Annotated in this window: 10 protein-coding genes and 1 rRNA gene; 4 read left to right on the top strand and 7 right to left on the bottom strand. The window is 37.9% G+C overall.

Translation table 11 applies throughout. The features are described from left to right. The first annotated feature begins 224 nt into the window (after positions 1-224). Positions 225-339, top strand: a 5S ribosomal RNA gene (rrf, locus tag ABEA36_RS08365). A gap of 383 nt (positions 340-722) precedes the next feature. On the opposite strand, the gene ispB is transcribed toward rrf, so the two are convergent. Then, positions 723-1,694 carry an octaprenyl diphosphate synthase gene (gene ispB, locus ABEA36_RS08360; RefSeq protein ID WP_345490792.1) on the bottom strand — a complete coding sequence of 324 codons (972 nt, stop codon included), beginning with the start codon at positions 1,692-1,694 and terminating at the stop codon, positions 723-725. A 204-nt stretch (positions 1,695-1,898) separates the two neighbouring features. On the opposite strand from ispB, the gene ABEA36_RS08355 reads away from it, so the two are divergent. Then, the gene (locus ABEA36_RS08355) at positions 1,899-2,699 is read left to right on the top strand and encodes a TonB family protein (protein WP_345490790.1); all 801 of its coding nucleotides are present in this window, start codon (positions 1,899-1,901) and stop codon (positions 2,697-2,699) included. Between the two features lie 288 nt (positions 2,700-2,987). Here ABEA36_RS08355 and pepP read toward each other — a convergent pair whose 3' ends face one another. The 5 genes from pepP to cycA form a co-directional block, all read right to left on the bottom strand. After that, the gene (gene pepP, locus ABEA36_RS08350; RefSeq protein ID WP_345490788.1) at positions 2,988-4,298 is read right to left on the bottom strand and encodes a Xaa-Pro aminopeptidase; all 1,311 of its coding nucleotides are present in this window, start codon (positions 4,296-4,298) and stop codon (positions 2,988-2,990) included. 18 nt (positions 4,299-4,316) lie between these two features. Continuing rightward, positions 4,317-4,862: a YecA/YgfB family protein gene (locus tag ABEA36_RS08345; protein ID WP_345490786.1), complete on the bottom strand. Its 546-nt coding sequence runs from the start codon at positions 4,860-4,862 to the stop codon at positions 4,317-4,319. 231 nt (positions 4,863-5,093) lie between these two features. After that, positions 5,094-6,473, bottom strand: coding sequence for a DNA repair protein RadA (radA, locus tag ABEA36_RS08340; RefSeq protein WP_345490784.1), 1,380 nt, complete (start codon positions 6,471-6,473; stop codon positions 5,094-5,096). A 31-nt stretch (positions 6,474-6,504) separates the two neighbouring features. Further along, entirely contained in the window at positions 6,505-7,482 is a 978-nt protein-coding gene (gene serB, locus ABEA36_RS08335; RefSeq protein WP_345490782.1) for a phosphoserine phosphatase, read from the bottom strand. A 158-nt stretch (positions 7,483-7,640) separates the two neighbouring features. Then, entirely contained in the window at positions 7,641-9,035 is a 1,395-nt protein-coding gene (gene cycA / locus ABEA36_RS08330; RefSeq protein WP_345490780.1) for a D-serine/D-alanine/glycine transporter, read from the bottom strand. A 189-nt stretch (positions 9,036-9,224) separates the two neighbouring features. Between cycA and mltA the strand changes: the two genes are divergently transcribed. Continuing rightward, positions 9,225-10,343, top strand: coding sequence for a murein transglycosylase A (gene mltA / locus ABEA36_RS08325; RefSeq protein WP_345490778.1), 1,119 nt, complete (start codon positions 9,225-9,227; stop codon positions 10,341-10,343). Positions 10,344-10,468: 125 nt separating this feature from the next. After that, positions 10,469-12,193 (top strand): thiamine pyrophosphate-dependent enzyme, encoded by a 1,725-nt coding sequence (locus ABEA36_RS08320; RefSeq protein ID WP_345490775.1) that lies wholly within the window; start codon positions 10,469-10,471, stop codon positions 12,191-12,193. A gap of 128 nt (positions 12,194-12,321) precedes the next feature. On the opposite strand, the gene ABEA36_RS08315 is transcribed toward ABEA36_RS08320, so the two are convergent. Next, positions 12,322-13,698 (bottom strand): DUF3999 family protein, encoded by a 1,377-nt coding sequence (locus tag ABEA36_RS08315; RefSeq protein ID WP_345490773.1) that lies wholly within the window; start codon positions 13,696-13,698, stop codon positions 12,322-12,324. Between the last annotated feature and the right edge of the window lie 13 nt (positions 13,699-13,711).

The following is a 13,711-nucleotide window of genomic DNA, read 5'->3' as shown; positions in this document are numbered from 1 at the left end:
GGAGCCGATGGTAGTGTGGGGGTCTCCCCATGTGAGAGTAGGTCACCGCCAGACTTTTAATTTATATAGACCCCTATCGTTTGATAGGGGTTTTTTATTGCCCATACTGATGATTAATGTAACAAAAAATCATAATATGTGTCGATATATCAGTAGGCAAGTAGGTCGTAAAGGAATTTAGGAATAATTGAGTCATTCAATTGTTCATGCTAAACAGAGTTATGTCTGGCGGCAATGTTGCGGTGGTCCCACCTGACCCATGCCGAACTCAGAAGTGAAACGCCGTGGAGCCAATGGTAGTGTGGGGTTACCCCATGTGAGAGTAGGTCACCGCCAGACTTTTAAATAAACATGAAAACGCCTCATCGAAAGATGGGGCGTTTTTGTTTTACCCATTACAATACATAGTTTAAGTATTGACTTATCACTGGATTGTCAGAACGATTTTAACAATACAATGTGCAAGCCTGATTGATTACAACTCAGCTTTTGATTTAATAAACCCGCATTTGTCTGTTTTTTTATGGTTATTGCCATAAAAGCATGTCATCAAAAAATACTGGTAATGTCATAAAATTTTATATGAATGATGATACTTCGCAGTTTGATATAGGATTGATTTGGTTTGTTGATATATGCTTAATAATCAAGGCGTGATTTGCAAATATAAAAACCGCTTAATAGCGGCTTTATCGTTGTAAATGATAGCGAAAAGAAGATGATTAATAACTTCGGTCAACAGACAAAAGTGCGAGTTCTTTTAATGCATCTTTATAAGGTGAGTTAGGTAGAACATCAAGTGCATTGACTGCTTTATCGGCTTCTTCTTTAGCGGCATTGAACGTGAAATCTAACGAACCACACTCTTGCATGACCTTAAGTACTTTTTCCAATAAGTGACGTCCATTACCGTCTTCAATTGCTTTTCTTATCATTGCAACATCATCAGGGTTTTTTGCATGATTCATTGCATGTAATAACGGCAAGGTTGGTTTTCCTTCATTCAGATCATCGCCCAGATTCTTACCTAACGAGGCAGCATCAGCGGTACTATAATCAAGTAAATCATCAATAATTTGAAATGCCGTTCCCAAATATCGACCGTAATTTTGTAATGCAATTTCAATCTCTTTCGGTGCTTGTGCAATTAGCGCAGCTGTATGTGATGCAGCTTCAAATAATCTTGCTGTTTTGCAGTAAATAACATTCAAATATTGCTCTTTAGAAATATCGGGATCGTTACAATTCATTAATTGTTGTACTTCACCTTCTGCAATCACGTTCGTTGCTTCTGACATCACTTTTAAAACGGGGAGTGATTCAATGCTCACCATCATTTGAAATGATCGTGTATAGATGTAGTCACCGACTAATACACTTGCGGCATTACCAAATAAATTATTTGCCGTTGAACGGCCACGACGCAAATCTGATTCATCAACAACATCATCATGCAAAAGTGTTGCTGTATGGATAAACTCAATAAATGCCGCAGCCATGATATGTTTATCACCCTCATAGCTTAATGCTTTAGCACATAGCAATGTAATAATGGGGCGAATTCGTTTACCGCCACCACTAATAATATAATTACCTAACTGATTGATCAGTATTACATCGGAAGTGAGTTGGTTTTGTATAACCGTATTTACTTTAGCTAGATCGTCTCGAACAAGATCAATAATTTGTTGCATTACAGTGTTACCCGTCAGACTGATTTGTCGTGTTAATAGTGAATTCAACATCAAATGAATAAGCTTTATTATCTGATAAAAGTATAAGCACAACAAGGGAACTTCAATTATTTCTTTTAAAAAATAAAAAAAACATTGTTAATGATAATTATTTTCATCTAAAATTAACCCTTAGATTACTTTATGCTTTAAAGAATTAATTTCATGATAGAAAAAATCAATAAAATACCAGCAAAAAATAATTTGTTTTCTTGCATTTCAGTCTCTATTTTTCTGCATTTAGCGGCGGTAGGCATTTTATTTGGCAGTGGTTTATTTTCAGATAGAGTCATCTCTATCGAAGGTGATAATTCGATTAAAGCGGTGATGATTGATTTAACGGTGATGGCGGCACCGGAACAGTCATTGGTGGAAGATACGCCAGAGATCGAAAAAGTCGAAGAGACCCCAATTATTGAAGAGCAAAAAGTTGAAGTGACGCCTGAGGAAGTGGTAAAAGAGCCCGAAGTTGAACCTGATCTTATTGTTGAAAAAGACGTGATTGAAAAATTAGAACCGGCTAAAGAACCGATATTAGTTATCAAAGAGAAACCGGTCAAAATTAAAGAGAAACATAAAAATAAACCACCCGTGCAACAATCTTCACAGCAACAGATAAAACAAGAAGCTAAGACTGATAACATTGCTAAGACGGCTGTGGCACCTAATATTTCGTCCAATACACAATTTTCAGCAACACCGACGCCAATTAGTCGTAATCACCCTGAATATCCTCGTCGAGCGCTAGATTTACGTATAGAAGGGCATGTGATTGTGTTATATGATATCAGTGCACAAGGACGAGTGGAAAATATTCGCATTGTCGATGCTAAGCCAAATAATATTTTTAATCGTGCGGTTATTCAAGCGATGAAACAATGGCGATATCAACCCATTAAAGCGAAAGATTTAACCATTAAGATCGTGTTTAACCGTAATAAATCTGTTAACTTTGATAATGCATAAAACTGTCAACTTAGATTAGACGCGATAAGCGTTTATGACTTGAATAAACACACTGTTGTTAGACGATATTATGCGTAAATGATCACTGGGAATAAAATCAGCTTAAATCTTTGATGATTATGTCGACTAAACGATATTTTCAAGCTGACTTGAGGCAGGTAAATGTTGGGCAGTATAGATAAAAAATCCGGTTCTTATAAGTTATTAGCTTAATCTTCCTAATAAAGCTTAAGCTAATAACAATATCAATATCAATATCAATATCAATATCAATATCAATATCAATATTTATCGTGATTGTGCCATTAATGCTTCAATGTGTTGTGGTATTTTAGGCACGTCAGCAGTTAAGACTTCATTACCATGATCAGTAATCAAAATATTGTCTTCAATACGAATACCAATACCTTGATACTGTTTTGGCACATCGGCCTCTTTATTAATGTATAAACCCGGTTCAACCGTTATCACCATGCCAGGTTCAAGTTTGCGATCACGACCGACTGTTTTATAATCGCCAACATCATGAACATCGATGCCTAACCAATGACCCAAGCCATGCATATAAAATTGACTATACGCTTTTTGTTCAATAAGCGATTCAATTGTCCCTGATAAAATGCCTAACTGTTTTAAACCCTCAACCATGATTTTTATAACCTGTTCATTAACCTCTTTAATGGAGATACCTGGTTTAAATAATTCAATGGCTTTAATTTGAGCTTTGAGTACGAGATCATAAATGTCACGTTGTGCGTGGGTAAATTTACCATTAATGGGAAAAGTTCGTGTGATATCACCAGCATAATATTGATATTCACATCCTGCATCAATTAATACTAAATCACCATCGTGCATTAATTCACTGTTATTTTCATAATGCAAAATACAGCCATTATTACCACTCCCCACAATAGTATTATAGGAAGGTGAGCGGGCTCCGTGTTGGGCAAACTCGTGTAATATTTCTGCTTCAAGCTGATACTCATACATTCCAACGGCACATTTTTGCATTGCTCGAATATGGCCTTGTGCCGTAATTTTACATGCCGTGCGCATAATATCCATTTCATGCTCAGATTTAAATAATCGCATCTCATGCAACATCGATCGCCAATCGACTACAATGTGTGGCGCACGATAATTTTGCCTAATCCCTTTACGTAATGTTGTCAGTAAATGGTTTACAATTTCATCAGCATATTGATAGACTTGGTCAGCATGGTATAACGTATGCGTGCCATTGATGATGTCAGGCAATCGTTCCGCTATTTGATCAAACGGATAAGCTTTATCAACTTTGATTGCTGATAATGCCGCATCTTGACCTAAACGCAACCCAGTCCATGTTTCTGCTAAGGGATCTTTTATTCGGTTAAACAAAATGCTTTGATACTGATCCGAAGATGTTTTAAGAATGACCAGCACTGACTCTGGTTCAGTAAACGAAGTTAAATACCAAAAATCACTGTTTTGCCGATAAGGGTAGTGAGTGTCGTTACTTCTAATCACTTCTGGGGCTGAAAAAAATATTGCAGCACTGTTATCAACCATTGTTGAAACGAACTTTTCACGGCGAGCAAGGATATCGCAATTCATGGTATAACCTATCTGATATTAATGTATTGTTGTTGACTGATCGCGTTCAGTAAATTCATCATGGCAAAGAATGACGGTCATGCGGACATACTCTAAAATTTCTTCGAGTGCAAATGCCAGTTCTTCTTGATCATCATCTTCATCATAACCAAGTTGAGTAATTTGCCTTAGGTCATATATGGCTTCACCAATATCACCTTTTACTTTAGCTAATTGAGGCTGTGCTAGCCCTAAACCTAATAGAAAATGATTTATCCAGCCAACTAAGTCATCGATTTGAGCGAACAATTCATCATCACGGATGAACAGCTGAAACTCAAAGTCATCGTTATTAAGCTGTTGTTTGGCTTGATGATATAATTCTGTTATCAGCTTGGATAATGAATTAGCCATTGGCTTACCATCATTCATCATATCATCAACAAGGACTCGCCAACTTTCATCATGGTTGCCACCGGCTAAAATTCCACTAAGAAATCCATGTAATTCGGCAGTGTTAACGCCAATCGCGTGTGATTTAAGTTCATTATTGAGAGAGGTATATAGCAAAGAGTCTGTTTTCATATTAAATATCTATACTGTGGCAGAAGTGTATTAGTATAGCTTAAACCGATAAATAATGGTGAATTTTAATCAGATAAATTATGGGATGTTGGCCGTGCTATTTTTGATTTTCGCATTTCAGTGAGTGGTACGTAGAACCTGATTGAATGGTTTTTACACTATATTTATAGGTTATGACAATAATTTAACGAAAAAATTTAGCGTGATGTCTTTTGACAATCACGCGTTATATTATGTTAGGTCATTTAAAATATCAAGTGCATCCGATAATTTTTTGACGCCATAAATTTTCATATCGGTAGGCATTTTCTTTGGTACATTTGCGGCAGGGACAATTGCTCGTTTAAAACCATGCTTTGCTGCTTCTGAAATTCTTTCCTGTCCACTCGGCACCGGTCGAATTTCACCACCCAAACCAATTTCCCCAAATACCACCAGATCATGTGGTAACGGTTTATTACGAAAACTCGATATAAGCGCAGAAACCAGCGCTAAATCTGCACTTGTTTCACTGACTTTTACACCACCAACAACGTTCACAAAAATATCTTGATCAGCCATTTGTAAACCACCATGGCGATGTAATACGGCTAAAAGTAACGCTAATCTATTTTGCTCAAGGCCAACCGTAACACGTCTTGGATTCCCATACATCGAATGATCAACTAAAGCTTGTATTTCAACCAGTAAAGGTCGAGTGCCTTCCCAAAGTACCATTACAGAACTGCCCGGCGACATTTCATCTCCTCGGCTTAGAAAAATGGCTGATGGGTTACTAACTTCTTTAAGGCCTTGTTCCGTCATTGCAAAAACGCCTAACTCATTAACAGCACCAAAGCGGTTTTTGTGGCTGCGTAGCGTTCGAAATCGTGAATCTGAATCGCCATCAAGCAAAATTGAGCAATCGATACAGTGTTCAAGGACTTTCGGTCCGGCAAGCGAACCATCTTTGGTCACGTGACCAACCATAATAATTGCAATTCCTTTTGTTTTAGCAAATCGCGTTAAATAGGCAGCCGTTTCACGAACTTGCGCAACGCTCCCTGGTGATGACTGGATATCGGCCATATGCATGACTTGGATGGAGTCAATTACCATTAACCTTGGCTGCTCTTTTTCAGCCAATAAACAGATTTGCTCAATACTGGTTTCTGATAGCATGTTAATTTGATCAGTCGGTAGCCCTAATCGGTGAGCACGCATCGCGACTTGTTGTAATGATTCTTCGCCAGTGACATAGAGTGTTTTCATTTGGGTTGATAAGCGACACATCGTTTGTAGCAACAGTGTACTTTTACCAGCCCCTGGACTACCACCAATTAAAATCGCACTACCCGGCACAACCCCACCCCCGAGGACACGGTCAAACTCAGAAAAACTGGTTGAGAAACGTGGTAACTCTTCGAGACTAATTTCAGCAAGTTTCTGTATTTTTGAAAGACCTAGGTCGCCAGCATAACCACTAAAACGGTCACTACGCGTCGTTGTCGAAGCAAGCCTAACTTCAGTAATCGTGTTCCATGCATGGCATTCACTACACTGACCTTGCCAGCGGGGATAATCAGCACCGCAATCATTACAAACATAAGCACGTTTAGGGGACTTCGCCAAATTTTATCTCCAATACAATGGTAATTCTTGATTAACCTTCACTATCGAGGCTGGCTGATAAAATACAGACAAGCCCGGTTAAATCAGCATAATTGATACTAATTTTCGCTTTTTGAACGACTTTGGGTTTGCCATGATAAGCCACCCCGAGTCCTGCAATTCGGATCATCATCAGATCATTGGCGCCATCGCCGATGGCAACAGTTTGCTCAATGGGAATATTAAATTGATTAGCTAAGTTTTGTAAGGTTCTAGCTTTAAATTTTGCATCAACAATTTCACCTTTTACTTTGCCTGTGAGTTTACCCGAATGATTAATATCAAGCTGATTGGCATACACTTCATCCAATTTAAATTTACCTTTTAGGTAATCAGCAAAATAGGTAAATCCACCCGATACAATGGCAATTTTCCAATTTCGTTTATGCAATTCTTTTACTAAAAAAGACAGCCCTGGCATAATGGGTAACTCTTTCTTTATCGTTTCTAAAATTGATACATCTGCATGTTTTAGTGTGGCAACGCGTTTACGTAAACTGGTTGTAAAATCTATTTCACCGCGCATGGCTTGTTCAGTGATATTAGAAACTAATTCACCAACACCGTGACGTTTTGCAATTTCATCAATACATTCAATGGAAATCGCGGTTGAATCCATATCCATAACCAGCAGTCCTTGGGACTGAAGGGTCGGTAGATTATCAATAATCGAAATATCGATTCCTAATCCCATGGCAATTTCTTTTGCATTTTTTGGCATAACGCCTGCAATTCGAATCACTTGATACGTTTTTATTTTCCAAGATGACACAATGACAATGGGAATTGCCAATTTGTTTTGGAATTTTGACAACAACGTTTTATTAAGTTTTTTACCATAAATAATCCAGCCTGTTTTCCCTGCATTGTAATCGAGTGGAACAACTTCACAGCCGTTTAAAGATAATGGCAAAGCTTGCCAGTTTTGGATATTTTCAGGTAGCTCGTTAAAAGTTAATGTATAGCCCATAGTCAGTCTTAGCCAGTAAATAGGTTATTATTGCCACAATGGAATTATCATAACATAAGCGTGAAATGCGAGTCATAAAAAAATGCAGTGATCCATAAATCGTGAAGATAAAAAAACCGCCTGATGATAAGGCGGTTTTACTCAGGATGATAGGGTGGTTAATTCGATTTTATTAAATTTTTACGTAATAAATAACCAATAATCAGCGCAATAAACCAGATTGGCGTCGCAATCAAGGCTTGTCGAGTATCTGTTTCAAATGTGAGTAATACAATGACAAAAGCAAAGAAAGCAAGACACACAACACACATAAATACACCACCAGGCATTTTAAATAATGATGCTTGATGAAGTGCGGCACGTTTTTTGCGGTAAACAATATAAGAGATCAAGATAATTGACCAAATAAACATAAACAAAATCGCTGAAATGGTTGTCACAATAGTAAATGCTTCCACAACATCAGGAACCATATAAATCAATACCACACCGCCAAGCAAACAAATACAAGAAAACATTAAGCCGTTAGCTGGGACGAAGCGAGATGATAGTTTACCAAATAAAGACGGTGCATCGTGTTTTTTGGCTAAGCCAAATAGCATACGGCTAGTTGAATATATTCCACTATTGGCAGATGACGCCGCAGAGGTCAGTACCACGAAATTAATTAAGCTTGCCGCCGCAGGTAGACCAATTAATGTAAAGAGTTCAACAAATGGACTTTTGTTCGGTAAAATATAGGTCCAAGGTGTCACGCTCATAATAATAATCAGTGCAAACACATAGAAAAAGATAATACGCATCGGCACAGAATTGATCGCTCGTGGTAAGTTTTTTGTTGGATCTTTTGTTTCTGCCGCAGTCGTACCAACTAATTCAATCCCAACAAAAGCAAAAATAGCAATTTGGAAACCAGCAAAAAAGCCCATCATTCCTTTCGGGAACATACCACCATATTGCCAAAGGTTACTTAGTGCTGCAGAAGATTGTGTCTGTTCTGAGTAGTAAGCTGTAGCAATTAACACAATACCCACGACAATTAATGCAAGAATGGCGATGATTTTAATCATTGAAAACCAAAACTCGGTTTCACCAAACATTTTTACCGTCAGTAGATTCAGCGAAAGTAAGACAAAAATACAAATTAACATTGGAATCCAAGCGGGTAATGCCTCAAACCAATGCTGTGCATAGCCGGCAATGGCAACCACATCAGCGATACCCGTTATTACCCAACAAAACCAATACGTCCACCCCGTGAAAAAGCCGGCCCAAGGTCCGAGTAGATCGGCTGCAAAATCACTAAATGATTTATAATTTAAGTTTGATAATAAGATTTCACCCATTGCGCGCATAACAAAAAAGAGCACAAATCCGATGATCATATAAACAAAAATAATAGAAGGTCCGGCAAGACTGATTGTTTTACCCGATCCCATAAATAATCCGGTACCAATTGCACCACTGATTGCAATTAATTGAATATGTCGATTAGATAGATGACGTTTAAGTTTATTTTCTTGAGAAGACCCAGTATCATTGACTGAATTCATGGTATCTTTATTCCTTGATTTATTTTATTTGAGTAATAGCCTTGAGATATTAAAGATTCTATATAGTGATATCAATGTTTTTATTGAAGATATTCATTAAATCTTTTTATGATGTAAAAATGATTATAGCTATGCACTTATAATGAACTATTTTTGAGCTTTTTTGCACTAATTTAGCGAGTAACGAAAATGAAAAATAGATTTCAAAGCAAATTAATACAAGGCTGCTGCGGCATTTTATTACCATTATTTATGATAACGGGATGTAAAAATTACCCGACTGAACAAGGTCAGCAATATTTAGATGGCACACTATCACCCATTTTTAACGTATCTCAGCCCCGTTTAACAAAGCCCGTTAATATTGACGATTATTTACAACAAGTCAAGCTTATTGAGCAAGTTTCGCCGTCACTGTATAAAAAAAACCAAGTCATTTATGAGGCGGTGAATCAATGGATTAATACAAATTTAGCCACGAATGAATTTAACCGAGTTGGCCTAACAAGCTATTTACTTTCAGGTCAAGATAACTATGCGAATGTTCATCTTACGGGGTATTACACCCCTGTTTTGAAAGCAAGGCATTATCCTGATGACCAATTTCGCTACCCGCTTTACGCTAAGCCTGATAACTGGCAGGGAGAGCTACCAACACGAGAACAAATTTATAACGGTATATTTGCGGGTCGTCAGCTTGAAATTGCGTATACTCAATCATTGATTGATAATTTTATTATGGAAGTGCAAGGCAGTGGTTATATTGATTTCGAAAATGGTGAGCCATTAGTCTTTTTTGGTTATAGTGGTAAAAATGGCCATCCTTACCAAAGTATTGGGCGGTTATTGATTGAACAGGGACAAATTGATCGTGATAAAATTTCAATGCAAGCTATTAAAGCTTGGGCTGAGCAACAAGATCCCCAAACAGTAATTGAGTTATTGAAACAAAATGCGTCTGCCGTCTTTTTTAAGCCACAACCGAATGCTGCAGTTGTTGGTTCAACGGGAATTCCGCTTGTGGCTAAAGCCTCAGTGGCATCCGATCAATCGATTATTCCTGCAGGCTCAGTGATGTTAATTGATGTGCCATTACTCGATGATAAGGGGATTTATAATGGGCAACGTGAATTACGTTTAATGATTGCATTAGATATCGGCGGTGCTATTAAGGGACAACATTTGGATATTTATCAAGGAATTGGTGATGATGCGGGCCATCAGGCCGGTTTTTATAATCATTATGGTCGAGTTTGGTTACTTACACCGCCACCCAATAGCCATCTTGCTAAACCACAAAATGAATAAAATCATGTTATGTTTTCTTATAGAATAGTGAAATGATCAATACTATTTAAGATTGATTCAGTTTGTCAAACACGGTTAAATAATAACAATTATTTATATCAAACACTTATCAAGAGGTATTTCGCATGTCGACAAAAAAAACAGTTGCTCAGATATTGGTTGACGTTTTATCAGAAGCGGGCGTCAAACATTGCTATGGTGTCGTTGGTGATACATTAAACTATGTTACAGAAGCCATACATGACAGTAATATTGAGTGGGTTCATGTTCGTCATGAAGAGGCGGGGGCATTTGCTGCAGGCGCTGAAGCGTTTGTGTCTGATCAATTGACTGCGTGTGCCGGTTCTTGTGGTCCAGGAAGCTTACATTTCATTAATGGTATCTATGAAGCGCAACGTAATGGCGCACCGGTTGTTTTGATTGCTAGCCAGCTAGCATCGGATGGATTGGGATCTGATTTACCACAAGAAGTCGATTTTGTTAGTGTCTATAAAAATTGTTCGGTATTTTGTCAGCAAGTGATTCATCCACACAGTGCTCGTCGTATTTTTACTCAAGCTGTTGAAGCGGCAATTAACCAACACGGTGTTGCCGTGATTGTTTTACCGGTCGATGTTAGTAAAGCTGAAATTATTGATCACGCAAGCTATCTGCCTGTCGAATCTAAATCAGCGACGGTTCCTCATTTAGATGACCTCAAAAAAATTGTATCGTTAATAGATAAAGGTAAAAATATTGGTATTTACGCGGGTATTGGTTGCCGATATGCGCATGACGAATTGGTTGAATTAGCTCAGATCCTAAAAGCCCCGATAGCTCATACTTCAAGAGCCAAAGATTTTATTGAGCCAAATAACCCTTATAATGTTGGTATGACCGGAATGTTTGGTACCAAAGGTGGATTTGAGATGATTAAATCTTGCGATACTTTGTTACTACTTGGTTGTGGTTTTGCGTGGTCTCAATTTTACCCTGATAATGCAACCATTATTCAAGTCGATCATGATGCAACGCGAATTGGTTTACGTCATCCTGTCGATTTTGGTGTTATTGCTGATGTAAAAGCCACGATCAAAGCGCTTATCCCTTTATTGATCGCGCGTCAAGATCAACAGTTTTTAGACAAATACGTTGAACTCTACAAAAAAGCCGTGGCTAAATTAGATAAGAAAATGGTGGTATCCAGTAACCAATTAATTCATCCTCAATATTTAGTCGATTTACTTGATAAACATGCCGCCGAAGATGCGCTGTTTACCGCTGATGTCGGGTCTGCAATGGTATGGTTATCACGTCATATCCATGTTAATGGTAAACGACGAACACTCAGTAGCCTAAAACATGGTTCGATGGCTAATGCTATGCCGCAGGCTCTTGGTCTGCAAAAAGCTTACCCACAAAGACAAGTGATTTCGATATCTGGCGATGGCGGATTAACCATGTTACTTGGTGATCTTTTAACTGCAGTACAAGAAAAACTGCCGATTAAAATTGCCGTATTAAATAATCAGTCACTGAATTTTGTTGAGTTAGAGCAAAAACAAGAAGGGCTAGTTAACCGTTATACTGATCTTAACAACCCAAATTTAGCTGATATTGCTAAGAGCATTGGTTTTTATGGCCGTAAGGTTACTGAAGCTGAACAACTTGAACAAGCGGTACAGGAATTCCTTGCGTATGATGGTCCTGCGCTATTAGATGTTCACACAAGTGCAAATGAGTTGATTATGCCGCCAATGGTGACGGTGGGTGATGTGAAAGGAATGGCGCTTTATAGTGCTAAAGCAACATTAGAAGGTAAAGGTGGTGATTTTATTGATTTAATTAAAGATAATTTTATTAAAAAATAAATCCTCTCACTTGTATTTGTCTTCGCTCGATGACATGAGTAACAATATGGCGGTTATGATAACCGCCTTTTATTTGTTAAAAAAACAGCTGTTTTAATTAGGATATCAAGCTTGTTGCTATCCTTTTATTAGCTGTTCTTTTTTATCTCTTTTAATAATTTTAGCGCTAATATTACCAAAAGTCCTGCACCAATAATCAACCCTAACCAGATTATCCAGTTAGCTATACCCGAAGATTGTACATTACCGTCATCGTGTAGCGCTTTATCACCAGCAAGTTTTACGGGATCGCCGATATAGGCGAGTGGTAACGATGAAATAGAGTCATTAGCTGATAATAATGCCGACGAAGATAATGCCGCGGGTTTTGCTGTTGCTGATCCCCAGGCTAAAATAAATGGTGCGTTGTTTGCACTATTAAACACTAAATCCACCTTATTACGGTAAGCTATCACTTTTGGCGCTTCATCAAAATTACTATTGAGCGAAACAATTTTAAGTTGAGAGATTAAACGCTGATTAACGGCAATCCGTGTTTGTTCGTCATCATAGTTAGTTTGGCGGATGATGCGATCTTCAAGTTTAATCCACTGTTCATCTTTGCTACTTGCTTTATAAAAAATACTTACGGGTAACACACTGCGTGATTGATAAAGCGCAATACCAAGCTCTTTAACGGGGATGGCTATCGGTAAAGTGTAGATGGCATTTTGTCCGTCAGAGCTCGTTAAGGTAAAATCAATAGGGTGTAAGGCATTACTCAGTAATGTATTATTTGCTGAAGCGGTCACCCCTGTGAGTTTAGGGATCTTTTTCTGCGAATATAAGGTAATGAGCCAAGTGACATTTTTATAATAGGAATAAGGTTGGAAGCTAATGTCGGTAAGTTTAAGCACTTGGTCTTGATTGTTATTAAGAACCATAATCGGGACATTTGTCGTCACATCTTCCCAATATTTTAGATTTGTACTATAGGAGATATCAGCAACCGCTTGCCAGTTTTCAGCTTGTTCCTCAAATGTCAGTTTTAAATTACTGATCGGGTTTACTACATTACTGTCTTTAGGTAATTGTAGAAGGTAAGTGGTGGAATACTTGGCTAGACTATCACTCAGTTTATCGACTTTGATGTTAACGTTTTGTCCTTGAATTGAAACGGCATAATCACCTTGTTGTGAATTCCGGGCTGGCTCATTCGTTTGGCTGACAGGATACATCACCATATTAAATTGTTGTTTACTTTGTTGTTTGTCGTAAACTTCGATTAAACTAAACGGAACAGTTTGACCATTGCGATTAAATACTCTGACATCATCTAAAAGGGGTGACACAGTTTGAGTGTAAATATTACCATCAAGTTCAACCCGACTAAACATGCTTTCATTATCTGTGACATACAGTTCAGCACCGTACGCATATTTGTCAGTTGAGTCAGTTTGAACTGACAACGCATTAAAACTAACCATTAATGATAAACATATCACTGAAAAATGTTTGGCTATCATTTTATCCATCCTA

This window comes from Orbus sasakiae, assembly GCF_039542345.1.
GTDB classification, from domain to species: domain Bacteria; phylum Pseudomonadota; class Gammaproteobacteria; order Enterobacterales; family Orbaceae; genus Orbus; species Orbus sasakiae.
This window is presented reverse-complemented; position numbering and strand designations above follow the sequence as displayed.

Bases quoted from the DNA above. Each gene is read 5' to 3' on its own strand.
- ispB (WP_345490792.1), bottom strand. From the start codon at position 1,694: ATGCAACAAATTATTGATCTTGTTCGAGACGATCTAGCTAAAGTAAAT.
- ABEA36_RS08355 (WP_345490790.1), top strand. From the start codon at position 1,899: ATGATAGAAAAAATCAATAAAATACCAGCAAAAAATAATTTGTTTTCT.
- pepP (WP_345490788.1), bottom strand. From the start codon at position 4,298: ATGAATTGCGATATCCTTGCTCGCCGTGAAAAGTTCGTTTCAACAATG.
- ABEA36_RS08345 (WP_345490786.1), bottom strand. From the start codon at position 4,862: ATGAAAACAGACTCTTTGCTATATACCTCTCTCAATAATGAACTTAAA.
- serB (WP_345490782.1), bottom strand. From the start codon at position 7,482: ATGGGCTATACATTAACTTTTAACGAGCTACCTGAAAATATCCAAAAC.
- cycA (WP_345490780.1), bottom strand. From the start codon at position 9,035: ATGAATTCAGTCAATGATACTGGGTCTTCTCAAGAAAATAAACTTAAA.
- mltA (WP_345490778.1), top strand. From the start codon at position 9,225: ATGAAAAATAGATTTCAAAGCAAATTAATACAAGGCTGCTGCGGCATT.
- ABEA36_RS08320 (WP_345490775.1), top strand. From the start codon at position 10,469: ATGTCGACAAAAAAAACAGTTGCTCAGATATTGGTTGACGTTTTATCA.
- ABEA36_RS08315 (WP_345490773.1), bottom strand. From the start codon at position 13,698: ATGATAGCCAAACATTTTTCAGTGATATGTTTATCATTAATGGTTAGT.